Genomic DNA, 23462 nt, shown 5'->3' with positions numbered 1-23462 from the left:
TTAGCGGGCATTATTTTTTTGTGGGGGAGATCCATGAAACTGATTACTGCAATTATCAAGCCCTTCAAATTGGATTCAGTGCGGGATGCTCTGCGAGAGGCCGGTGTTAAAGGCGTTACAGTCAGTGAAGTGAAAGGATTTGGCCGGCAAAAAGGCCATACAGAATTATATCGGGGCGCAGAGTATGTAGTGGATTTTTTGCCTAAAACCATGTTGCAAATTGCTGTAACTGAGGAGCAACTGGATGAAGCATTGGAAGTAATTGGCTCCAGTGCACAAAGCGGAAAAATCGGCGACGGCAAAATTTTTGTGGCTAATCTTGAACAGGTGGTTCGCATACGTACTGGAGAGACCGGTAGTGAAGCTATTTGAGTCAGTAATAATCAATAAATGATTTTAAAATTCTAAGAATTAAACGGAGAGAGAAATGGAGAATCAAGTATTTCAATTGCAATATGCAATTGATACGTTTTATTTTCTAATGTGTGGTGCACTAGTGATGTGGATGGCTGCAGGCTTCGCCATGTTAGAAGCAGGCCTGGTGCGCTCAAAAAACACCACTGAAATTCTGACTAAAAATGTCGCGCTATTTGCAATTGCATGCATTATGTATCTGATGACCGGTTACGCCATTATGTATGATGGCAGCTGGATGCTTGCAGGCATAGAGGCCTTTAGTCTTGAAGGTGTATTGGCCGATTCTGCCAAGAATGGCTTTGAAGGGGACTCGGTATATTCCGGTGCTTCCGACTTTTTCTTCCAGGTAGTATTTGTTGCTACCGCAATGTCCATTGTATCTGGTGCCGTTGCAGAGCGCATGAAGCTGTGGAGCTTCCTCGCATTTGCTGTAGTGCTCACAGGGTTTATTTACCCGCTTGAGGGTTCCTGGACCTGGGGCGGCAAAGATGTATTTGGACTGTACAGTTTGAGTGATCTTGGCTTCTCTGACTTTGCCGGTTCCGGCATTGTTCATATGGCTGGTGCTGCTGCCGCGCTGGCAGGTGTTCTACTGTTGGGTGCCCGAAAAGGTAAGTACGGTCCCAATGGGCAGGTCTATGCCATTCCCGGTGCAAACTTGCCGCTGGCAACCCTTGGTACATTTATTTTGTGGATGGGCTGGTTTGGTTTTAATGGCGGTTCCGTGTTGAAGCTGGGAGATGCAGCCAGCGCGCATTCTGTGGCTATGGTATTTCTCAACACCAATGCCGCTGCAGCAGGTGGGGCTATAGCCGCACTAATTACTGCCCGCCTGCTATTTGGGAAGGCTGATCTCACTATGTTGTTGAATGGAGCCTTGGCCGGCTTGGTGGCTATTACTGCAGAACCATCTACGCCGACTGCGTTACAGGCGACCCTGTTCGGTATGGTTGCTGGAGTCCTGGTAGTTTTCTCTATTATCACTTTGGACAAGTTGAAAATTGATGATCCGGTTGGTGCTATTTCTGTGCACGGTGTTGTCGGCTTGCTTGGTCTGTTATTGGTTCCAGTGACCAATGAAGGTGCCTCTTTTATTGGCCAGTTCGTTGGTGCATTGACTATTTTCTTCTGGGTTTTTGTCACTTCCTTTGCCGTGTGGTATCTGCTTAAGTTGGTGACCGGTATTCGTGTCAGCGAAGATGAAGAACAAGAGGGTGTTGACTTGGCTGAATGTGGTATGGAAGCTTACCCGGAATTTATGAGCAAATAGTTGTCCTGCGACGATACTGCCCCATGTAGGGGCGCTATCTGACTGAGGTTCCCGCAAAGAAGACAAATCAGGGGAAATACAAGAAATGAAATTGATTACGGCCGTTGTAAAGCCCTTCAAATTGGATGACGTGCGTACCGCATTGTCTGAGGTTGGGGTTCAGGGGATGACAGTAACTGAAGTAAAGGGCTTTGGTCGCCAGAAAGGGCATACGGAGCTCTACCGTGGCGCTGAGTATGTGGTGGATTTTCTACCCAAGGTTAAGCTGGAGTTAGCGGTCGACGACGATATGGTGGACTCTGCTGTTGAAGCGATTACCAAAGCTGCACAGACCGGGAAGATTGGTGATGGAAAAATCTTTATTACAGCACTGGAAGAAGTGATCCGTATTCGGACCGGCGAAACCGGATCTGAGGCTGTTTAATCGGCAGCAAACTTAGTTATTCTCTTCTCTCAGGCCATCTGTGTCTGGTGCCTATACAAGCCCCTTCCGGGGCTTTGTTGTTTCAAAACCTTAGTCCTCCTAGATGCCTTTAGGTTATTTGCAATGGTGGGCTGCCGTATTGTCGCTAAATTCCCCATAGCAAACCGTAATATTCCCCGGTTTTTGTCCCAACAAAAAACTCTACTGTACCGGCTGCTTGTGGCTGGCGGCTCAGATCGAGAGTGCCTATATATTAATCGCCGCTTTGATGCGGTAGGGGATCGCCACAGATTGTGGCTTTCGGTTTCATTCTCGCCGCGGGAAGGGGCGGCACAGAGGTACTCCCTCTGTAACAGGAGTAAGGGTTACAGGGTTTTGCTATGAAAGATGGTTATGAAGATCAAGGCAAGAGCTCCCGCAGCAAAGAGTCTGAGGAATTTGCCGAAGAACGCTCTATTACCTCCCGTGAACGTGCCAGAAGCCAGTTGAGCACGGATGTGGAGGAATTTCTCGCCAGCGGCGGGGCAATTAGTGAAATTGACCCGGAAGTTACTGCCGATCCCCCGCGTAAACCGCAGCCTAAATACGGCAGTCGCCCTATTTAGCGCCTGAGGGATTGCCGCGCCTGCAGTGAGGATGGCGGCAATTTCTTTTTAAAGATCCTTCCGGGCTTTGGAAGGTGCAGTCTCAGCGCCCCATCAGACTGGGCAGCAGGCGCTCTAATACTTCGCCAATGTAGGAAAGAAACAGGGTGCCGAGGCTTGATCGATAGTACTGAGGGTCAGAAGAGCCAACGGCGAGCACGCCCAACTGGTTACCTAAGGGAACCACCGCCGCGGAAGCGACATCCTGCCAGCTTTCACCAAAAAGGAATTCTTTCTCGCCGGGGCGTAAGGCACCACATACTGGGCGACCATTACGCAAAATTCCTCCAATTGCCGTTTCTGCACCTGCGTGTGAGCTGGTTTGTACCTGTCCCAGGCTGCGGGCACTGGGTAGTGGTCCAAATAGGGTCAGGTTGGTGAATTCCACATTGAAATCATTAGCAAAGCTGGAATAGAGAGCGTCTGTTGCTTCGCCGATGTCCTGAGCTTCAAGAAGGGCTAGGATCAGGCGGCGGCTGTTAAAGAAGAGTTGGTCGTTGTCACGGGCATTGTGCAGTAGTTGGTCCAAGCGCTGGCGCATTTCAATATTGCGCTCTCGCAAGAGGTTGGTTTGATGTGTCATCAGAGACACGGTCTTCCCATTTTCCCGCGGTAGCTTGATGGTTTCGAGTAGGTCCATCCGGTCGACAAAGAATTCTGGGTTTTGCATCAGGTAGCGAGCCACCTGCCGAGCTAGAAGCTTGTCATCCCGCTGTGTTTCCTTGTGACTGCCGGCGACAATCTCTTCAGAGCTCTGATTGGCGTCTGTCTGTTCCATCATGGTCCATTTACATTATTGGCTCGGGTTTTGGGTGAAATGACAGTCCCAGTGGGTAAGGGCCCACTATCGAAAGGTACTACAGAGTTCCCCGGGAGGTCGGATAGCCGCCATCTTGCCCGCAAAATTATTCAAATAATGATTTGCCCGTGGAAAACTGTTGTTGCGGGCCCGGTCATAGTAACCGGCTGGCCTGGCCCACTCCAGTGAATTGTCAGCTTGCCACCGGGAAGGTGAATTTCAACCTTCTCATCCACAAGCCCGCGCTGGTGGGCATAAACCATTGCCGCGCAAGCACCGGTGCCGCAGGCACGAGTTTCTCCCACCCCTCGTTCAAACACACGCAGTTGCGCTTTGTCACGGGAGTCGATTTGTAGAAAGCCCACGTTGACCTTTTGTGGGAAGCGCGGGTGAGCTTCAATTAGCGGTCCCAACTGGTCAACTGGGGCTTGCTGTACATCCTCAACCAGCAGTACCGCGTGGGGATTGCCCATAGATACGGCACCGATGGTATATGTCTCGTCAAGGACATCAATGGGGTAACTGTCAGCGTAGCGATCGGCACTGAAGGGGATTTGTTCCGGCTCCAGCACTGGTGCGCCCATATTGACGCTTACTTGGTCGCCATCCATGACTTTAAGTTGCAGGATGCCACCGGCCGTTTCGACTTTTAAACGCTTCTTGCCGGTGAGGCGGCGGTCGCGCACAAATCGGGCGAAGCAACGCGCGCCATTTCCGCAATTTTCCACTTCACTGCCATCGGCGTTGAATATTCGGTAGCGGAAGTCTGCATCGGGGTCGCGGGGAGATTCCACCAGTAAAACCTGATCGCAACCAATGCCCAGGCAGCGGTCGGCAATTCGACGAATTTTGTCGGGGGATAGTTTGATTCTTTGACTGATGCCGTCGAGCATCACAAAATCGTTGCCAAGCCCATGCATCTTGCTGAATTTAACGCGCATTCCATTTCTCTAATGATTTTGTGTACCTGACGGATATGGATGCCTCTCAGGCTCGAATATGCCGTGGCGACACAGGTGTTTCCTGGTCCAACTGGTCACCATCGATTGGCATTACCAATATGTCGAGATTTTATAAGTATCGAACAGCCTGTCTGTGGGGTGTTCGCGTAGCCCCCAGAGATGGTGGCACTAAAATCTTTATTTTGACATCTATTTCGCCACAAAGAATCAGGCTTTCTCCGGTACCGGGGTTTCTCCCCGCACCAGGTCGCTAAAGCTTTCCCGCGCCCTTACCTGGTAGGTGTTGCTACCGTCGACCAGCACTTCCGCTGCCCGTGGCCGGCTATTGTAGTTGGAACTCATGGTAAATCCGTAGGCACCGGTAGAGAGCATGGCTAGCAGCTGACCCTGTCGTAGAGTCAGGGCCCGGTTTTTGCCGAGGAAATCACCGGTTTCGCATACTGGCCCGACGATATCCCACATGGCGTTTTCCCCGTGATCGGGGGTCACCGGCACTATATCCTGCCAGGCCTGGTACAGGGCCGGACGCAGATTATCGTTCATTGCCGCGTCAACGATGGCGAAATTGTGCTCTTGCGTGCGCTTTAGATAGTCAATGCGGGTCAGAAGCACACCGCCATTGGCGGCGATTGAACGCCCTGGTTCAAGGACCAAGCCGAGATTGCGATCGCCAATGCGCTTAAGTACTGCCTCGAGGTAATCCGCCACCGGTGGGGGCTCTTCACCTCGATAGCGCACGCCCAGGCCGCCGCCCAGGTCCAAATGCTCTAATTGGATGCCTTTATCGGCGAGGTCATCTACCAAAACCAGGAGTCGATCCAGGGCATCGAGGAAAGGTGCGACTTCAGTGAGCTGAGAGCCGATATGGCAGTCCACACCAATTATTTTCAAGTGGGGGGACTTGGCTGCATCTAGATAGACTTTCAGGGCACAATCAATAGCGATGCCGAATTTGTTTTCCTTGAGACCGGTGGAGATATAGGGGTGAGTTTGCGCGTCGACATCCGGATTTACGCGCAGGGAAATTGGGGCGACGGTTTCGCATTCGGCAGCTACCTGCTCCAGGCGCAGCAATTCAGCTTCAGATTCGATATTGAAGCAGTGCACACCCACTTCCAGCGCGCGGCGCATCTCATTGGCAGTTTTGCCCACACCGGAAAAGACTATCTGTGAGGGATCTCCGCCTGCCAGTAATACACGCTCCAGCTCACCGCCAGAGACGATATCGAAGCCTGACCCCAGCTGAGCCAGTAATGAGAGTATGCCAAGATTGCTGTTAGCCTTGACCGCGTAGCAGATCAGGCCGGGATGGTTGCCCAGGGCATCGGCATAGGCCCGGTATTGCCGCTCAAAATGAGCGCGGCTGTATACATAGGTGGGAGTGCCGAATTGCTCGGCAACCTGCTCGAGGGAGACGTCTTCAGCCCAAAGGCTGCCGTTGCGATAACTGAATTCACTCATTTCTCAGTTTCTTGCTCCTCTGGGTATTCTTCATACAGCGGCTCTTCTCCTAATGGTTCAGGCACAGCCTCACCGGCCGGTTCAATGGCTGGTCCACTGGGCTCCACTGCAGTGCTGCTGGTAGGCGCCGTATTGGGCGGACCAGTAGTAATACTCGGCGCGGGCTGTGCCGGTGCCTGAGGTAAGTACAGCGGGCCCTTCTGGCCACAGCCTGCTATCAGTGCGGCGGCACCTAGCAGCGTGAGGAGTGGGAGAAGTATTTTTTTCGGCATGGGTGACATCCTGCGCTCGGGCTTTCGAAGCGGTGTTCGGCAAAAGCCTGATAGTATAGCGGCCGAATAAATTCATCACAGTAGACGGTAACAGAAGTAACAAAAGATGAGCCAAGCGGAATACGAAGCGGCCATTGAGCGAAGCCTGATGGCGATAGAGGATGCCCTGGATGAGTGTGATTGGGACATCGATTACGAGCGTAGTGGGTCGGTTTTAACTCTTACGCTGGAGGATAATGGAAGCCAGGTGATTCTCTCTCGCCAGTCGGCCAGTCGCGAATTGTGGGTGGCAGCTAAATCCGGCGGTTATCACCTGGCCTTTGAAAACCCCGGCTGGAAATGCGGCACTACCGGGGAGGATCTGACCACTCTGCTTGATCGTGTGCTGAGTGAGCAGCAGGGCGAAGAGGTCAGCTTGGGGCTGGGGCCCTAACCGCAGTAATTTGGCTTTTTAGAAAGCCCGGAAAGCCGGGCTTTAACTTCAAATCCACTAACAGCGCTGTTTGATTGCTTCACGTGCGCGCACACAGGCCGCACGTACCTGATTGGGTGCGGTACCACCGATATGGTCACGGGCGGCCACCGAGCCCTCAAGGGTGAGCACTTCAAATACATCCTCGCTGATTTCAGCAGAAAATTGTTGTAGTTGCTCCAGGCTTAGTTCAGCCAGGTCCTTGTTCTGTTCAATGGCAAAGGATACTGATTGACCGACGATCTCATGGGCATCACGGAAGGCAACACCTTTGCGTACAAGGTAATCCGCCAAGTCCGTCGCGGTGGAAAAGCCCTTGGCGGCCGCCTCCAGCATATTGTCTTTTTTCGCCTTGAGAGCCGGTACCATATCTGCAAACGCGCGCAGGCAATCCAGAGCGGTGTCGGCGGCGTCAAACAGCGGTTCTTTATCCTCCTGGTTGTCCTTGTTATATGCCAGCGGTTGACTTTTCATCAGAGTCAGTAAGGCGATTAGGTGCCCGTTTACACGGCCGGTTTTACCGCGTACCAGCTCAGGCACATCCGGATTTTTCTTCTGTGGCATGATGGAGGAGCCGGTGCAAAAGCGATCCGGTAGATCAATAAAATCGAACTGGCTCGAAGTCCAAATGACCAGCTCCTCGCTCGCTCGGGAAAGGTGGGTGAGCAGCAGCGCGGCGAAAGCGCAGAATTCAATGGCGAAATCCCGGTCGCTGACGGAATCCAGAGAGTTTTCGGTCGGGGCATCAAAACCGAGTAATTCAGCAGTGCGTGCGCGATCAATAGGGTAACTGGTGCCGGCCAGTGCGGCTGCGCCCAGGGGAGAGCGGTTGACTCGCTTGCGGCAGTCCATCAAGCGCTCATAGTCCCGGGTAAGCATGGCGTTCCAGGCCAGTAGGTGGTGGCCAAAAGTCACCGGTTGAGCGCTCTGCAGGTGAGTAAAGCCCGGCATAATAGTGCCCGCTTCGCGTTCCGCCAGCGCTACAAGGCCGGTTTGCAAGCGGGTTAGCTCGCCTGCAATCCTATCGATGCGCCCCCGCAGCCATAGGCGAATATCCGTTGCTACCTGATCGTTGCGGGAGCGGCCAGTGTGCAGTTTTTTACCGGTGGCACCGATGCGCTCAGTCAGGCGCGCCTCGATATTCATGTGCACATCTTCCAGCTGCACTGACCACGGGAACTCCCCTGCCTTAATTTCCTCTGCTATTTCCTTCAGGCCATGGGCGATCTTTTGATATTCATCTGCACTCAATACCCCTACCTCAGAGAGCATCTGGGCATGGGCGAGAGAGCCTTGGATATCCTCCAATGCCATGCGTTGGTCAAAGGTGACTGAGGCGGTGAACCTCTCTACGAAGGCATCAGTGGCTTCACTGAAGCGGCCTCCCCAGAGTTTGGCGGCCGGGTTATTGGCGGAATCGGTGGGGGCTTTTTCGTTGCTCATGGTTTTCCTGGCTGCAGTGAGGTGAAAGGCCGGGGAGCTTGGTGGTATCTTGCGCTTTAAACGTTAGGGACAGTCAAGAATAACAATTGCATGTCAAACTCCAGGCCGGCAGGCATTATATCGCAGAAAATTCGAAAAACTGATACTGATAACAAGGATTCTGCGCTTCCTGGTATTTTGCCTTTCCTGCCGGATTTGTGCAGCGTCACTTCCCTGGCAGCACTGGTGCTGATGGGAGAACTGTTGGCCCTGGTGCTGGTATTGGCGCTGGATGGGTTGCGAGAATTCAGCTGGCAGCGCCTGGGGTTGATCTCCCTGGTTATCCAGTGGGTGATATTGCCCTCTGCAGCTGTACTCTGCCGCCTGCGCCCCTTTTTGGCCAAGCTCTCGCACAAGCGCGCCGGTGCTATCAGCTTTATAGCGGTGCTGGCGGTATTGATAAGCGTGATGGGAATACAGCGCTATCTGCGCGTACTGCTGTTACAGGCTGATTTCGATTGGTGGGGCCTGGCCAGTGATTGCTTGCTGGGGGCCATTTGCTCTGGGGTGGTTTTGCGCTACGCCTATTTGCAGCAGCAGTTATATAACCAGCAACAAGCGGAGCTCGGCGCACGTATTGAGGCGTTGCAATCCCGTATCCGTCCCCACTTTCTGTTTAATAGTATGAATAGCTTGGCCAGCCTGATCGCTGTGGACCCAGATCGTGCCGAACGACTGGTAGAGGATTTGTGTGCTCTGTTCAGGGCCAGCCTAGCCGATCCAAAACTGGTGTCTTTACGGCAGGAGATTTTGCTGGCGCAGCGCTACCTGGAGATCGAGGCATTGCGTCTGGGGGATCGCCTGAGACAAGAATGGCAATTGGGTGAAGGACTGAATGACATCCAGTTACCCAGTATGTTGCTACAGCCCCTGCTTGAAAATGCGGTGTTACACGGCGTGGCTAAATTGCGTGAAGGTGGGGAAATCAACGTACGAGTTGAAGTTGAAAGTGGTGTTCTCAGGATTGCTATCGAAAACCCCTTGCCCCAGGAAACTGTGCACACCTCCCGGGAAAATAATGGCATGGCGATGGAAAATATCCGCCAACGCCTGTCCGCTTATTACGGCAATCGCTTTATGTTTACCGCCTGTCGGGAGGATGGACACTACAGAGTGGCCCTGCAGCTACCCTTGTTTCCCCGGGAGGCGGCTCTGCGGGAGACAAAGGCCGCTGTATCTACCACTAGAAAAGCCGAGGTGATGGAGTGACCCAGCTGCGAGTCCTGATTGTCGACGATGAACCCCTGGCCCGTGTGCGCCTACAGCGGCAATTGGCCGCGATCGATAACTGCACAGTGATCGGTGAGGCAGCCGATATTGAAACCGCACTAGTGCAGGTGCAGATACTTGATCCGGACCTTGTATTGCTAGATATCGAAATGCCCGGTGGCAGTGGTTTGGAATTGGCACAACAGTTATCTGTTCGCGAATGCCCACCGGCAGTTATTTTTTGCACTGCCCACGATGAATTTGCCTTGCCGGCATTCGCAACTTCAGCAGTGGGCTACTTGTTAAAACCGGTCAGTTTAGAGCAGTTGCGCCAGGCTATTACAAAGGTACAGCGCCTCAGTAAACCGCAACAAAAATTGCTGGAAGAGCAGGAATCAGAAGCACCCGATCATCGAAGCCGCATCAAAGCTGTCAGCCGCCGGGGAGTGGAATTACTGGAAGTGGATACGATCCGTTGCCTGGTTGCCGATAGTAAATATGTGGTAGCTCACCATCTTGCCGGCGAAACAATTTTGGATGAGTCCCTTAAGGAGTTGGAGAGTGAGTTCGGCGATCGCTTTGTGCGCGTACACCGCAGCGCCCTGGTCGCTGTGGAATATATCGCCGGTTTGCGCAGGGAGGGTGGAAATTATCGGGTGGAGTTGGATGGTGTAGCAGAGGCGCCGCTGGTAAGCCGACGCATGCTGCCTTCTGTAAAAGCACTAATTACGGAGATATGCTGAGTATTCAGTTTTTAACGCAGAAAAACAAACAATACTGCAGCTACCATCAATAGAGCAAAGCTCACTCTGATTACTCTCGCTTGTTTTGGTTTGTGGAAAACTGGCCGCAGGCTGCCCCCAAGGTATAGCCAGATAAAATCCACTACAGCAGCGACAATCAAGCAGACCAATCCTGTGGCAAGATAGCTGAAACCGCTCTCTTCGATAGGCAGTAGAAACTGGGAAAAGATCGCAAAAAAAGCGGCGTAGGCTTTTGGATTGAGCAGATTAAAAATAAACCCATCCAAAAGGGATGGCGGTTGGGCTGCTGCCGACTGTTCCTGAACCAGTACCGGTGCCGTGGCAATTTTGAATGCGATGTAGCCAATGTAAAGTGCCCCACATATCTGCATTGTCAAACGAGCCTCGGGCCAGGCAGAAAGCAGGGCGGCTACACCGGCAGTGGCACCGACAATGGCTACGCATAACCCAAGCAGGATACCGATAAGGAAACCGGTACTTTGCCTCACTCCAAAGGTTGCTCCTGAAGCTGCCAGAGCGAGTGGTGCGGGGCCGGGAGAGCCGAGTAACAGGCCTGTGGCTGCAATCAGTGAAGATAATGCTTCTAACATAAACTCTTGCCCTATTTCCCACCTGCGACATCAATAAATGAGCCAGTGGTAAACGACGATTCATTGCTTAAAAGCCAAGCTATCGCAGAGGCCACTTCCTCTGGCAGTCCCCCTCGTTTTAGAGGGGTCGTAGATTTTAGCCGCTCCACCCGATCTGGTTCTCCGCCAGCAGCATGCATCTCTGTATAGATCAAACCTGGCCGTACTCCATTTACCCTGATTCCCTCGCTGGCAAGTTCCTGGCTTAGCCCGATGGTCAAGGTGTCTACTGCCCCTTTACTCGCTGCATAGTCAATATATTCGTTGGGTGAGCCCCAGCGGCTGGCAGCAGAAGAAACATTGACGATGGCACCACCGCTGCCCCCCTGTTTGGTCGACATTCTTCTTATGGCTTCGCGGCAGCAAAGTAGGGTGCCAGTAACATTCGTTCGAAATACCTGGTTAATTCGCTCCGCTTCCATTTTTTCAACGCGCATTTGGGGTTTGAGTGTCGCGGCATTGTTCACCAGGTATTGAAGGGGGCCGAGTTGCCGGTCTACTTCATTAAATAAGTGGGTGATATCGGCTTCTGATGAAATATCAGCGCGTACGGCGATTGCTTTAGTACCTAAGGCCTTGAGTTCATTCAGCAGGCTTTCGGCCGAGTCTTTTCTCTCCCGATAACTGATGGCGATATGGTATCCATGCTGGGCAAGTAATCGTGCCGTTGCGGCACCGATCCCTCGGCTTCCGCCGGTGACTAAGGCAATATTATTTTTAAGGGGCACTTTGCAACTCCTGAAAAGGGGGAACTATTGGGAATAAATAGGGGTACCTTTGATTTTTTTTGTTGTTAAAGAATGAGGGAGGGTATCTGAAAAATACGGAGGAGGCACTGACGGCAGCGCTGTCAGTGCCCCTGGATGAGATCGGTCTTAGTGGGCTTTAATTTTAATACAGTTGCGGGCCACCATCGCCGTATTCCGAATCATTTTGCAGGCTTAATTCGCCAGCGGCACTATTCAAATATTCCGCATCGGACTCGGACTTGAGTTTGATCATCAAGCGCAAGTCGTTGGAGGAGTCAGCGTGGGCGAGGGCATCCTCGTAGGTAATCTCGCCGCGGTCGTAGAGTTCATACAGGGCCTGGTCGAAGGTCTGCATACCCTGTTCGCCGGAACGCTTCATCAATTCTTTCATTTTGTGTACCTCGCCCTTGCGGATCAGGTCCGACATCAGCGGGGTATTGATCATAACCTCCAGGCAGGCCCGGCGGCCATCGCCGTCAGGTGTTGGCACCAGTTGCTGTGCCACCATCGCTTTCAGGTTCAGCGACAGGTCCATAAACAACTGTTGGTGGCGGTCTGCCGGGAAGAAGTGAATGATACGATCCAGGGCTTGGTTGGCGTTGTTGGCATGCAGGGTACAGAGACACAGATGGCCGGTTTCGGCAAAGGCAATGGCGTGGTCCATTGTCTCGCGGGAGCGTACCTCACCAATCAGAATGACGTCTGGTGCCTGACGCAGGGTATTTTTCAGGGCCACTTCGAAGGACTCTGTATCCAGGCCAACTTCACGCTGGGTTACGATACAGCCGCGATGCTGGTGAATAAATTCAATCGGGTCCTCAATAGTGATGATATGGCCTTTGGAGTTCTCATTGCGGTGGCCAATCATCGAGGCAAGGGAGGTAGACTTACCAGTGCCGGTTGCACCTACAAAAATAATCAGGCCACGCTTGGTCATCGCCAGCTCTTTGAGTACATCCGGCAGGCCAAGCCCGTCAATCGTGGGAATCTTCGTTTCGATACGACGCAGCACCATGCCCACCAGGTTGCGCTGGAAAAATGCCGAGACCCGGAAGCGACCTACGTTGCGTACGGCAATGGCGTAGTTCAGTTCCTTTTGTTCAGCGAATTCGCGTCGTTGCTTCTCATTCATGGTGCCCACCACCAGTTCGCGTGCTTTCTCTGGTGTGAGCGAGGTACTGCTGCAGGGTACAACACGTCCGTGCAGTTTGATCGAGGGTGGTATGCCTGCGGTGATAAACAGGTCCGATGCACCTTTCTCTACAACCAGTTGTAGGAGTCTTTCAATTTCCATGGGTGTTTACCGCGTTTATTTTTGACTTTGAGGGGCCCTGCAGCGAGCCCCCGGTGCGCTGTAACGCTTAGAAGTTTTCCGGCATTTTGGCTTTTTCTCGCGCGACTTCGCGGCTGACGATACGGCGTGCCACCAGATCCTCAAGGCACTGGTCCATGGTCTGCATACCGACACTGGCGCCAGTCTGGATAGCCGAGTACATCTGCGCGATTTTGTCCTCACGGATCAAATTACGGATTGCCGGGGTGCCGCGCATAATCTCGTGAGCGGCGACACGGCCTCCGCCATTTTTCTTCAGGAGGGTTTGAGAGATTACCGCCTGTAGTGACTCCGACAGCATTGAGCGAACCATCGCTTTCTCCTGCGCAGGAAAGACGTCTACAACCCGGTCAATGGTTTTTGCTGCAGAGGTGGTGTGCAGGGTACCGAACACCAGGTGACCGGTTTCTGCGGCGGTTAGTGCCAGTCGGATGGTTTCCAGGTCCCGCATCTCACCCACGAGAATAATGTCCGGGTCTTCACGTAATGCAGAGCGCAGAGCTTCGGCGAAGCCGTGTGTATCCCTATGTACCTCGCGCTGGTTTACCAGACACTTTTTTGACTCGTGTACGAATTCAATTGGGTCTTCGATGGTGAGGATATGTTCGTACTTGTTGTCGTTGATGTAATCCATCATCGCGGCCAGCGTGGTGGACTTACCGGAACCGGTAGGCCCAGTCACCAACACCAGGCCACGCGGGGTATCGGAGATCTGTTTAAAGACCTGGCCCATCCCCAGGTCCTCCATGGTCAGTACCTTGGAGGGAATAGTCCGGAATACAGCGCCGGCCCCACGGTTGTGATTAAAGGCATTCACACGGAAACGGGCCACGCCAGGTACTTCAAAGGAGAAGTCGGTTTCCAGCAGCTCTTCATAATCCTTGCGCTGCTTATCATTCATGATCTCGTAGATCAGGCCGTGCACCTGCTTGTGCTCCATGGCTGGCAGGTTGATGCGGCGCACGTCGCCGTCCACACGAATCATCGGTGGCAGACCGGCGGAGAGGTGCAAATCCGAGGCGTTTTGCTTGGCGCTGAAGGCGAGGAGTTCAGTGATATCCATACTGCTACCTTATGGTTCTTGTTTGGGCTCAGGTAAAATCGCCACTTATTTCGGTAAGGGCCCCAGTATATGCGCAAAGAGACAATCGTCGAAAACCTGAATGCAGTAGGTGAGCGGATTGTGACATGCTGCAACAACTGCGATCGCAACCCGGCAGAAATCACTCTGCTGGCGGTTTCCAAAACGCGACCCCCACAAGATTTGCGAGTCGCCTACGCGGCTGGCCAGCGCCACTTTGGCGAAAACTATTTGCAGGAAGCCCTGGAAAAACAGGATGCCCTTTCTGATCTCGATATTCACTGGCATTTCATTGGGCCGTTGCAGTCGAACAAAAGCCGTGCGGTTGCCGAGAGGTTCCAATGGATGCATACAGTCGACCGGCTGAAAATTGCCCAGCGTCTTTCATCGCAGCGCCCCAAAAACATGGGCCCTCTCAATATCTGCCTGCAAGTGAATATCGATGGCGAGCAGAGCAAGTCTGGCATAGCTCCACAGGATTTGGTGGCTCTGGCGCGTGAAGTGGTGAAACTACCTGGGCTTCGTTTACGCGGGTTGATGACGATTCCCGCTGAGCGACAGGGTATTACCGCTCAACAAGAGCCCTTTGCCAGGCTAGCCAGCTTGTTGCAGCACTTACGTGAAGAATTTCCTAACGAAACCATGGATACCCTGTCGATGGGAATGTCCGGGGATATGGAGGCAGCGATTTCCTGTGGCGCCACCATTGTGCGCATCGGCACAGATATTTTTGGCGCTCGTAATTATTCTGCGTAAATGGGGCTGTGTTTTACCCAAAACTGTTAGGGAAATGGAATGACGAAATCAGGGAATCTCGAGGTGGTATTACTGGGATTAACCCTGTGTGCTGTAATGGCTTTATCAATGGCGCAGAACTTGTGGACCACTTGGTTGGCACTTGAGTGGCTAGCATTTATTTGCCTTCTCTCATTTTACTTCCCGAAGATGTCAATGATTACCGACTTCCTTAGTAATACGGTAACCCGATCGCTGTGGCCGGAGAGCCGACAATGGTTGTAGCTGGTGGCAATTGCCTTAAATCTCCTTGCGATAATAGAGGCGTCCCTATTTGGCAGTGATTAAAAAGGTGCTAGTAGAATTGATATGAAAACGGCCCAAAGGGCCGTTTTCGTTAGAGGGTTCGTATTAATTTTTCAGCGCCAGTTTCTTTTTCCGCTCTTCGCCGAGCAAATGTTCTGCAAAGAACAATGCCGTAGCTTGAGTAAAGGCATCGCTATTCTCCTTTTTGCGATAACCGTGTCCTTCGTTTAATGCGTTCATATACCAAACCCGGTTGCCGTTTTCACGCAGGGCGTCCACGATCTGCTCGGCTTCTGTAACAGGTACTCGAGGATCATTTTGTCCCTGTACCACAAACATCGGCACCTGGATTTTCTCCACATTATTGTTGGGGCTGATTTTTTCCAGGAAGGCCCGCATCTTCGGATCGCGTTCGTCACCATACTCTACCCGGCGTAAGTCTCGACGGTAGCTCTTGGTGTTGGTGAGGAAAGTGACAAAATTAGAGATGCCGACAATATCTACAGCAGCTTTCAGGCGGTTTGAGTAGTAGACACTACTGGCCAGCACCATATAGCCGCCATAGCTACCGCCGAAGACAGCAACCCGCTCGGCATCCAAGTCTGGTTGGGTGGCGATCCAGTCCAGTAGGGCACCGATGTCTTTCACCGAGTCCTCGCGCTTATACCCGTTGTCCATGGCCAGGTAGCTTTTACCGTAGCCGGCAGAACCGCGTACGTTGGGAGCAATTACTGCGGCCCCAAGCTCCTCCAACCACATTTGATAGGTGCTGGAGAACAGCGGGCGATACTGCCCCTCGGGTCCGCCATGAATGGAAATAATGACTGGCACCGGACCTTTAGCGTTGCGTGGTTTGTACATGAAAGCTGGAATTTCCCGATGCTTGCCATCTACCTTGTCGAAAGTTGGATAGTGCACCAGCTGGGGTTCGACAAACTGCTCGGTGTCGAGGCCGCCGACTTCGCTAAATGTCCAGCGGTTGAGGTCACCACTGGAGAGTGGACGACGGCCCAGCTCTAAAACAAAAGTATCTGTAGGGGTTTTTGGGGTATTCAGGGACATTGCCAGCCTATCGCCTCGAGGATTGAACTCGATGCCGCCGATAACGCCAATCGGGAGGGAATTGATCTTGCGATAGCGGTCATTGCGCGGGTTATAGAGATAGAGTGAGGACATACCCCCCTCGTTAGCCACGAAGGCACCGCGACGACCGTCTTCACTAAGAACAAAATCGTTGATGTCCCAGGGGATATCAGCGGTAATGACTTTTTCATCACCACTGGCTAAGTCTTTGCGAATCAGCTGGGTGAATTCTCCCCCTTTATCACTCATCAGGAATGCAGAGCGGTCGTCGTGGCTAAAGCCAACGGGAAAATTGCGGGAGTCTACATCGTCATCCCCGGCGAGCAGTTTCAGTTCTCCGCTATCTAGGTCCAGCAGGTGGACTTTGGATCGAGTGGAGGAAACATACTGCAACACGAGCAGTTGGCTACCGGATTGTGAGAAGCCGCCTGGCCCCCACCAACTGCCATCTGTTGATTTCAGAATCAGGCGGTCTTCTTTCTTAGCTCCGTCAAAAGTGGTGAGCCAGATATCATTGGCTTTACCGTCGCGGCGAGTACTCTGATAGGCCATGGCGGAGCCTTGCTTATTCCAGAGGATAGCGCCGTTTCGGGATTCGCCATCAGTGATCATCTCACTCTGGCCATTGTGCGTATCAAATAGAAATATTTGTGTATATTCATTCCCGCCAGCATCCATAGTGAATGCCAGTTGCTCGTGATCCGGACGTGTGGCGACACTGCCGATAGGCTCTTCGAAGAAGGTCAACTGGCGGCGGGCGCCACCGGCGCGATCTACTTTGTGTAATTGATTCACCTCGCCAAAGCGGGTGCTGACATACATTCCGTTGCCATCTATATCCCAGCCGCGGAAGCTGGCTGATCGTACATTTTGATAGCGGTTCAGTTCATCAATGATGCTCTGGGGTATCTGTGGAATGTCCTGCAATATCAGTTGGCCGTTGTTTTCGGTACGAGTTTCTACCGCACCGGCAGCGCCCGTCGCGCAAAGCAGTGCGGCGGTCACTAAAGAGCGCCATTTATGCATATCATTCTCCTTGGCAACGCGTGAGGCGCGTTTCTCTTGTTATTGGAATTGAGTGACCACATATTAACGAAATCCCCGCTGGGGAGAATAGCGACTGAAATTCACAGCAGCTGAGCCGAGTGCTCGCCGAGGTAATCCGAGTGACTGTAAAAAATCCCAAAATCGTTTTTATCGGCGGCGCCGGCAATATGGCTGGAGCGGTGATCGGCGGCCTGCTCGCGGCTGGCTATCCGACGGAAAAGGTTGTTGCTACTGGGCGCGATCCTCTCAAGTTGGAGTCGTTTGCCAAGCGCCATGGCGTTGTCGCGCACGATGATAACATCGCTGCAATTGATGAAGCCGATGTTATCGTGCTGTCAGTTAAACCCCAGGTCATGCGCGATTTGTGCATGGATCTGCGTCCGCATCTGACTAGACGCAATCCCCTGGTGATTACTCTGGCTGCCGGTATACCCCTGGCTGCCTATCAACGCTGGCTAGGTGAGCACCTGCCAATTGTGCGTGCTATGCCAAATACTCCAGCGTTGGTTCAGGCAGGGGTCACTGGTCTTTACGCCGATGCGGCGGTGACCGCAGAACACCGCGCTATTACCGAGCGTATCGTCAATGCAGTGGGTATTTCCCTGTGGGTGGAGCAAGAGGAGGGAATTGATCAGATTATCGCCGTTGCAGGATCTGCCCCAGCATACTTTTTTCAATTTATGGAAGCCATGATTGATGCGTCATCTGCCAGTGGCTTTGCCCGTGCTGATGCGGAGCGCCTCGTGTTGCAAACTGCCCTGGGCGCCGCCAAACTGGCCATGGTCAGCGATGTGGATGTAGCCCAATTGAAGCGTAACGTAATGTCGCCGGGCGGTACCACAGAGCGTGCGGTACAGCGCTTTGAGCAGGGCGGCCTTCCCCAGTTGGTAGCGGATGCAATGCGTGATTGTGCCGAGCGCGCTGCAGAAATGGCCAGGGAGCTGGACCGCTAGGTAAAAACAAATTAAAAGCGGCGTATTGAGCGCTGTAATTCACTCAAATTTTTGGAACTTTTCGATGGCAAATACCTTCAGCAATATCGGGGTCTTCCTGGTGGCAACCCTCGGTATCCTGTTCCTGTTTGTGGTTTTGATGCGCTTTTTGCTTCAGTTAGCCCGCGCAGATTTTTACAATCCAATTTCCCAGGGCATCGTGAAAATTACCAATCCGCTGTTATTACCACTGCGCAAAGTGGTGCCGGGGTTTCTCGGTGTGGACATGGCCTCGCTGGTTTTGGCACTTCTGGTGGGGTTGGTGATGATTTTGGTTTGTGGCCTGTTCGCCGGCTATGGCCTATTTAATCCTTTGAGTGCACTGCTTTGGTCTCTGATCGGCTGTGTAGCGACGGTGATTGCGGTTGTTTTTGTAGGAATGTTGATTTCGATCGTGTTCAGTTGGATCGCGCCCCATAGTGGCCACCCTGCTTTGATGTTGTTACGTCAGTTGCTCGAACCATTTTGTGCGCCGATACGCCGCCTGATACCGCCTTTGGGGGTGATTGATATCAGCCCGATCTTCGTGTTTATCCTGCTGACAGTGGCAGACAAATTGCTGTTTGGTTTTGCACAAATGGCAAATATGCCAGCTTTCGTCTACAGCCTTTTCTGGCATATCCCCGGATTTTAAGTGGTGATGTCGCAAGTTTTCTTGCGGCGCGCGCACTGGATCGCATTTGGCGCGGTGTTAGACTCTTATACTTAAGGTTGACCATCCCAATACTCGCATTCGGAGTGTTGGGGTCTTGTCTGCAGGGTATAGATAACAAGAACACCGTGAAATGGAAGACGCACTCCTTCGCCAGCACATCTCCGATTACGACCGTTGGAAGAAAAACCTGGACCGCCAGTTTGCCCAGTTCAACCAGTGGTTACAGCAACATTTCCCAAACTCAGCCGGTGCTTGCCAGGTTGTCCAGCAGGCACGTGCTTTACTCACCGATGATCAATTTACCCTTGTATTGGTCGGTGAGTTTTCCCGTGGCAAGACCGAGCTGATTAATGCTCTGCTATCACAGACCTACAGCCAGAGGCTGCTGCCATCTAAACCTGGCCGCACCACAATGTGCCCTACGGAAATTTTCAGTGATGGCAGCGAGCGTGCCAGTCTGCGACTGTTGCCTATAGAGACCCTCGCTACCAATACCAGCCTGGAGAGTTTTCGCCGGATTCCGCAGAAGTGGATTACCCACGAGTTCGATGCCAATGATCCCGAGGCTACTCGCATGGCGTTATTGAAGGTGGCTGCGACCAAATCAGTGTTGCCTGAAGAAGCTGCGCGTTACGGCTTTGATCGTCGCCACTTGGATGATAAGGGCAACTTGGTAGAGATCCCCGCCTGGCGTTATGCATTGATCTGTCTGCCACACCCTCTGCTTGACCAGGGGTTGCGTATTATCGATACGCCGGGGCTCAACGCTCTCGGCAATGAGCCGGAACTGACATTGAGTACACTGCCCAGCGCCCAGGCTGTGGCCTTTCTATTGGCCGCGGATGCCGGCGTCAGTGGCACCGATATGAATATGTGGGAGACCCACCTGGCTCCGCTGCGCGATCACCGCGGCACTGCAGTGATGGCGCTGTTGAATAAGGTCGATGTACTTTGGGATGATCCCGATGAGGACGCGGAACTGCTACTTCGGCGTATGAGTGCCCAGGTGGCAAAACTGTTGTCTGTACCACAGGAAAGCGTTGCTGGTGTCTCGGCGAAAATGGCATTACTTGCGCGCCAGCAGCAGGATCTGAACTTATTGCGTAACAGCCGGTTTGGCGATTTCGAAAAGCTGCTGGTGCAGCGCCTGTTGGAGCACCGCCAAAAAGTGGCAGAGCATCGCTCATTGCACCAGGCCCTTACGCTGATGGCGGATACCCGCGATCTCCTCAAGCGCCGCCTTAATAGCGGCCGTGCCGCATTGGTACACTTACAGCGCAATAGTGCCAGCACCGAGGAGCAGTTGGCAGAACTGGGCCAGCTGCAGCAGACCGTGAAGGAGCAGCACAAGCTCTGCCACCACGAACTGCTTACTCTAAAGTCCAGCCAGCGCATGTTGATGCGGCAGAGTACGTCCCTTTTGGCGCCAATTTCCACTCAGCAGCTGCAGCAACTGATTGATGACACCAGCAAAGCGCTGCACAAAAGTTGGACACCCATGGGGCTGGCCAAGGCTATCGACACTTTCATGGAAGGTGTCGATCACCAACTCGCCAACCTGGAGCGGGAGGTAGACCAGGCAAATCGGTTACTCGATGCGGTTTTTGAGCGTTCCAGCCTGAAGAAGGTCGACAGCGTCGAGCAGTATTTCACCGTCCGGAAATTCCGTGCCACCTTGCGTGGTTTACATCGTCAGGCGGCCCAGCTGCGCCGCTCTCCACAGTTATTGCTTGCTCGACGCAATCGCCTTAGTGAGCGATTTATAACCACCCTTGCCAGTGAGGTGGGGCGCCTCTACAACCAAATGGGAGTTGCTGCGGAAAGCTGGCTGGAGCAGGCCCTTGAGCCGTTGAAACAACATGTTCAGTACCAGAAACATCTGCTCAATCGCCACCTGATTAAGCTTACCGAGTTGAAGCAGAAGACCCGCAGTAGGCGCACCGATCTGCGCACGCTTGAAGATGAAGTACTGCGCAACGATCGTGCGTTGACGGCACTTGAAGAATTGCTGCGCCATAGCAGCTCTGCACCACAGCCGCTGGCTCCTGCACCTCGGGCTCATAATGTCACACCACTGAAGGCCTCCCTCTCGAGTTGAGCTGGAGTGGAGGCTTAATTGGCGGTTACAGTGATTGTCATAAGTCGCGGCGCTCCCGTACACTTGAGGCATCAGCATTTGTCAACCGCCAAATAACCCGACAGATATAAACACTTTGTCTACGGAAAACCCCACCGCTTCCAGAGAGTGCCAGAATACCGCTGATGCGGACTCAGTAGGCCTTGTTACGCCCAGGAAACAAGAATTTACTGAGCCATTACAGCTTGCCTGTGGGCGTGTATTACAAGGCTACACCCTGGTCTACGAGACTTACGGAACACTAAACACTGATAGAAGCAATGCGATTTTGATTTGCCATGCCCTATCAGGCCATCACCACGCTGCTGGTAGGCACAGCCCTGATGACAAGCGAGCGGGCTGGTGGGACCACTACATTGGCCCTGGTAAGCCTATTGATACCAGCAAATTCTTTGTGGTCTCCCTGAATAACCTGGGTGGCTGCCACGGCTCTACCGGCCCGGTTTCTATCAACCCGACCACAGGCAAGCCCTGGGGACCGGATTTTCCCCCAATGAGAGTACGTGATTGGGTTCACAGCCAAGCGCGTTTGGCGGATCTATTAGGTATTGAGCAGTGGGCAGCGGTCATCGGTGGCAGCCTGGGTGGAATGCAGGCTATGCGCTGGGCATTGGAGTACCCAGAGCGACTGCGCCATTGTGTGGTGATTGCTTCAGCTATGAAACTCTCAGCCCAGAACATCGCTTTTAATGAAACTGCACGTCAGGCTATTACCTCTGACCCGGACTTCTGTGGTGGGCGTTACCTTGAGAGGGAGAAATTACCGCGGCGTGGTCTGGCTGTGGCGCGTATGATCGGTCACATTACTTATCTTTCCGATGATGGACTGGCCAATAAATTTGGGCGCGAATTGCGCACTGGCAGTTTTCAGCCGGGTTCTGATGAGGAGGTGGAATTCCAAATCCAGAGTTACCTGCGCTATCAGGGCGATAGCTTCTCCAGCAGCTTTGACCCTAATACCTACATCCTGATGACCCGTGCGCTGGATTATTTTGATCTTGCGCGGGAGTACAAAGATGATCCGGTGGCGGCATTTGCCAATGCCAGTTGTCGCTTCCTGTTGGTTGCCTTTACCTCCGATTGGCGTTTTGCCCCCGATCGCTCTCGGGAGATCGTCAATGCTCTGATGCACGCTAACGTTTCGGTAAGCTATGCCGAAATTGAGTCCGCTATGGGGCATGATGCATTCCTGCTGCCAAACGAACGCTATGAGGGGATCTTCCGCGCATATATGCAACGAGTGGCCGCTGAGATAATAGAGGAGGGGCGCTATGCGTATTGATCTCGATGTTATCCAGGACTGGATAGCGCCCAATAGTCGTGTTCTGGATCTGGGCTGCGGTGACGGTGCACTGCTGGAGCAGCTGGGGAAAAATAAGAATGTTATTGGCTATGGCTTGGAGATTGACCCGGAACAAATAGAATTGTGTGTGGAGCGTGGCGTTAATGTAGTTGAGCAGAACCTGGATACGGGGCTCGGTAACTTTGCTGACGGTAGTTTCGACGCAGTGGTCATGACACAGGCTCTGCAGACCCTGAGGCATCCGCACGAGGTTGTACGGGAGATGTTACGGGTGGGGCGCGACTGTATTATCACTTTCCCCAATTTCGGGCAGTGGAGGGCACGCTGGCACCTGGCGTTTTCCGGACGAATGCCAGTTTCGGATCTATTACCTTTTGAGTGGTACGACACGCCCAATATTCACTTTTGTACTTTCCGTGACTTTGAAGTGCTGTGCAAACAGAACGACTGGACTATTTTACACCGCCAGGTAGTATCCGAGTCGAAAATTGGTGTGACTTTCAAAGACTTTTTACCAAATTTATTTGGTGAGACAGCGATATATCACCTAACTCGCTAAACTAATATTTGCGCCAAGTTTTTGTCCTTGGTTCGGGGCAGATCGCAGCTTTTGGTGGGTGGCGCACAGATAGTGGCCCGCCGTCGCAGTCCAGTGCCCGCCAACTCAATAGGTGGTGCTCATAACAATTGGAGGTGAAGCGTGAAACGCATCCTTGCCGCAGCCGCCACTCTGGCCCTGCTTTTTATGACCGCCGGTGCCGTTGCGCAAGAGGCCCGTATCATAAAGAACTATGAGGATTTTGGTGACTACCGGGTAGTTTATTCTGTGTTCAACAGCGACTTTATCCAGCCTGATATCGCCCAGAAGTATCAGCTGGCGCGAGCCAGGGACCGCGCTTATGTCAATGTCTCGGTGGTAAAGAAAGATGGTGGTACCCGGGGCCTTGGTGCAGAGCTGACCGGCAATGCAACCAATCTGATCCAGCAATCGCGCCCATTGAAGTTTAAAGAGATCCGCGACGGCAATGCGGTTTACTACTTGGCGCCGTTGCGCTTTGAGAATGAAGAGACCCTTACCTTCAATGTGGATGTCACCTTACCCAATGGTAAAAAGGAGAGGATTACTTTCCGCCGCAAACTGGAAAGGCCTTAACCGCTTCAGCGTTTTGTTTGTATCTAGACGCGGTGGCGCACCTTTCATTTGATTGAGAATCGATGCGGGCCTCGGCCCGCTTT

The 23462-nt window shown here is 52.8% G+C and carries 25 protein-coding genes; 15 read left to right on the top strand and 10 right to left on the bottom strand.

The features are described 5' to 3' along the window. Positions 1-33 precede the first annotated feature (33 nt). The 4 genes from ABWV76_RS08645 (at position 34) to ABWV76_RS08630 (ending at position 2716) form a co-directional block, all read left to right on the top strand. A complete protein-coding gene (locus tag ABWV76_RS08645; RefSeq protein ID WP_020413694.1) occupies positions 34-372 on the top strand; it encodes a P-II family nitrogen regulator in 339 nt (112 codons plus the stop codon). A gap of 55 nt (positions 373-427) precedes the next feature. Continuing rightward, complete coding sequence (locus ABWV76_RS08640; protein ID WP_282951911.1) at positions 428-1687, top strand: ammonium transporter AmtB; 1260 nt, start codon at positions 428-430, stop codon at positions 1685-1687. A gap of 85 nt (positions 1688-1772) precedes the next feature. After that, the gene (gene glnK, locus ABWV76_RS08635; protein ID WP_020413692.1) at positions 1773-2111 is read left to right on the top strand and encodes a P-II family nitrogen regulator; all 339 of its coding nucleotides are present in this window, start codon (positions 1773-1775) and stop codon (positions 2109-2111) included. A gap of 380 nt (positions 2112-2491) precedes the next feature. Then, positions 2492-2716: a hypothetical protein gene (locus tag ABWV76_RS08630; protein ID WP_282951910.1), complete on the top strand. Its 225-nt coding sequence runs from the start codon at positions 2492-2494 to the stop codon at positions 2714-2716. 82 nt (positions 2717-2798) lie between these two features. Here the strand turns inward: ABWV76_RS08630 and ABWV76_RS08625 are convergent, their stop codons facing one another. From ABWV76_RS08625 to lptM, 4 genes are all read right to left on the bottom strand, one after another. Next, positions 2799-3536 carry a DUF484 family protein gene (locus ABWV76_RS08625; protein ID WP_020413690.1) on the bottom strand — a complete coding sequence of 246 codons (738 nt, stop codon included), beginning with the start codon at positions 3534-3536 and terminating at the stop codon, positions 2799-2801. A 128-nt stretch (positions 3537-3664) separates the two neighbouring features. After that, positions 3665-4495: a diaminopimelate epimerase gene (dapF, locus tag ABWV76_RS08620; RefSeq protein WP_353375761.1), complete on the bottom strand. Its 831-nt coding sequence runs from the start codon at positions 4493-4495 to the stop codon at positions 3665-3667. Positions 4496-4723: 228 nt separating this feature from the next. After that, positions 4724-5977 carry a diaminopimelate decarboxylase gene (gene lysA, locus ABWV76_RS08615; RefSeq protein WP_282951908.1) on the bottom strand — a complete coding sequence of 418 codons (1254 nt, stop codon included), beginning with the start codon at positions 5975-5977 and terminating at the stop codon, positions 4724-4726. Beyond that, the gene (lptM, locus tag ABWV76_RS08610; protein WP_353375760.1) at positions 5974-6249 is read right to left on the bottom strand and encodes an LPS translocon maturation chaperone LptM; all 276 of its coding nucleotides are present in this window, start codon (positions 6247-6249) and stop codon (positions 5974-5976) included. The genes lysA and lptM overlap by 4 nt, the downstream gene beginning before the upstream one ends. A gap of 106 nt (positions 6250-6355) precedes the next feature. Between lptM and cyaY the strand changes: the two genes are divergently transcribed. Then, positions 6356-6682, top strand: a complete 327-nt coding sequence (gene cyaY, locus ABWV76_RS08605) for an iron donor protein CyaY (RefSeq protein ID WP_282951907.1) — start codon at positions 6356-6358, stop codon at positions 6680-6682. Positions 6683-6739: 57 nt separating this feature from the next. Here cyaY and argH read toward each other — a convergent pair whose 3' ends face one another. Next, complete coding sequence (gene argH, locus ABWV76_RS08600) at positions 6740-8164, bottom strand: argininosuccinate lyase (RefSeq protein WP_353375759.1); 1425 nt, start codon at positions 8162-8164, stop codon at positions 6740-6742. Positions 8165-8254: 90 nt separating this feature from the next. On the opposite strand from argH, the gene ABWV76_RS08595 reads away from it, so the two are divergent. Then, a complete protein-coding gene (locus ABWV76_RS08595; RefSeq protein WP_353375758.1) occupies positions 8255-9412 on the top strand; it encodes a sensor histidine kinase in 1158 nt (385 codons plus the stop codon). Continuing rightward, on the top strand, positions 9409-10155 hold the full coding sequence (locus ABWV76_RS08590; protein ID WP_353375757.1) for a LytR/AlgR family response regulator transcription factor: 747 nt from the start codon (positions 9409-9411) through the stop codon (positions 10153-10155). Before ABWV76_RS08595 ends, ABWV76_RS08590 begins: the two co-directional genes overlap by 4 nt. Before the next feature lie 11 nt (positions 10156-10166). Here the strand turns inward: ABWV76_RS08590 and ABWV76_RS08585 are convergent, their stop codons facing one another. From ABWV76_RS08585 to ABWV76_RS08570, 4 genes are all read right to left on the bottom strand, one after another. After that, complete coding sequence (locus ABWV76_RS08585; RefSeq protein ID WP_353375755.1) at positions 10167-10766, bottom strand: LysE family translocator; 600 nt, start codon at positions 10764-10766, stop codon at positions 10167-10169. A gap of 11 nt (positions 10767-10777) precedes the next feature. Then, positions 10778-11533, bottom strand: coding sequence for an SDR family oxidoreductase (locus tag ABWV76_RS08580; RefSeq protein WP_353375754.1), 756 nt, complete (start codon positions 11531-11533; stop codon positions 10778-10780). Between the two features lie 163 nt (positions 11534-11696). Next, positions 11697-12848, bottom strand: a complete 1152-nt coding sequence (locus ABWV76_RS08575; protein WP_020413680.1) for a PilT/PilU family type 4a pilus ATPase — start codon at positions 12846-12848, stop codon at positions 11697-11699. A gap of 67 nt (positions 12849-12915) precedes the next feature. Next, entirely contained in the window at positions 12916-13950 is a 1035-nt protein-coding gene (locus tag ABWV76_RS08570; RefSeq protein WP_020413679.1) for a type IV pilus twitching motility protein PilT, read from the bottom strand. A 69-nt stretch (positions 13951-14019) separates the two neighbouring features. On the opposite strand from ABWV76_RS08570, the gene ABWV76_RS08565 reads away from it, so the two are divergent. Continuing rightward, positions 14020-14724 carry a YggS family pyridoxal phosphate-dependent enzyme gene (locus ABWV76_RS08565; RefSeq protein ID WP_282951902.1) on the top strand — a complete coding sequence of 235 codons (705 nt, stop codon included), beginning with the start codon at positions 14020-14022 and terminating at the stop codon, positions 14722-14724. A gap of 39 nt (positions 14725-14763) precedes the next feature. Further along, positions 14764-14988 (top strand): hypothetical protein, encoded by a 225-nt coding sequence (locus ABWV76_RS08560; RefSeq protein WP_020413677.1) that lies wholly within the window; start codon positions 14764-14766, stop codon positions 14986-14988. A 126-nt stretch (positions 14989-15114) separates the two neighbouring features. Here ABWV76_RS08560 and ABWV76_RS08555 read toward each other — a convergent pair whose 3' ends face one another. Then, positions 15115-17118, bottom strand: a complete 2004-nt coding sequence (locus ABWV76_RS08555; RefSeq protein ID WP_353375753.1) for a S9 family peptidase — start codon at positions 17116-17118, stop codon at positions 15115-15117. Between the two features lie 140 nt (positions 17119-17258). Here ABWV76_RS08555 and proC point away from each other — a divergent pair, with 140 nt between their 5' ends. The 6 genes from proC (at position 17259) to ABWV76_RS08525 (ending at position 23379) form a co-directional block, all read left to right on the top strand. Continuing rightward, positions 17259-18092, top strand: coding sequence for a pyrroline-5-carboxylate reductase (gene proC, locus ABWV76_RS08550; protein WP_040628952.1), 834 nt, complete (start codon positions 17259-17261; stop codon positions 18090-18092). Positions 18093-18156: 64 nt separating this feature from the next. After that, entirely contained in the window at positions 18157-18765 is a 609-nt protein-coding gene (locus ABWV76_RS08545; protein ID WP_020413674.1) for a YggT family protein, read from the top strand. Positions 18766-18916: 151 nt separating this feature from the next. Then, the gene (locus tag ABWV76_RS08540) at positions 18917-20884 is read left to right on the top strand and encodes a dynamin family protein (RefSeq protein WP_353375751.1); all 1968 of its coding nucleotides are present in this window, start codon (positions 18917-18919) and stop codon (positions 20882-20884) included. Between the two features lie 115 nt (positions 20885-20999). Further along, positions 21000-22205: a homoserine O-succinyltransferase MetX gene (metX, locus tag ABWV76_RS08535; RefSeq protein ID WP_353375750.1), complete on the top strand. Its 1206-nt coding sequence runs from the start codon at positions 21000-21002 to the stop codon at positions 22203-22205. Continuing rightward, entirely contained in the window at positions 22195-22785 is a 591-nt protein-coding gene (gene metW, locus ABWV76_RS08530; protein WP_020413671.1) for a methionine biosynthesis protein MetW, read from the top strand. The genes metX and metW overlap by 11 nt, the downstream gene beginning before the upstream one ends. Positions 22786-22926: 141 nt before the next feature. Continuing rightward, on the top strand, positions 22927-23379 hold the full coding sequence (locus ABWV76_RS08525; protein WP_020413670.1) for a DUF4426 domain-containing protein: 453 nt from the start codon (positions 22927-22929) through the stop codon (positions 23377-23379). Positions 23380-23462: the final 83 nt, after the last annotated feature.

The sequence above is a fragment of the Microbulbifer sp. NBRC 101763 genome (assembly GCF_040371615.1).
GTDB lineage: Bacteria > Pseudomonadota > Gammaproteobacteria > Pseudomonadales > Cellvibrionaceae > Microbulbifer > Microbulbifer variabilis.
This window is presented reverse-complemented; position numbering and strand designations above follow the sequence as displayed.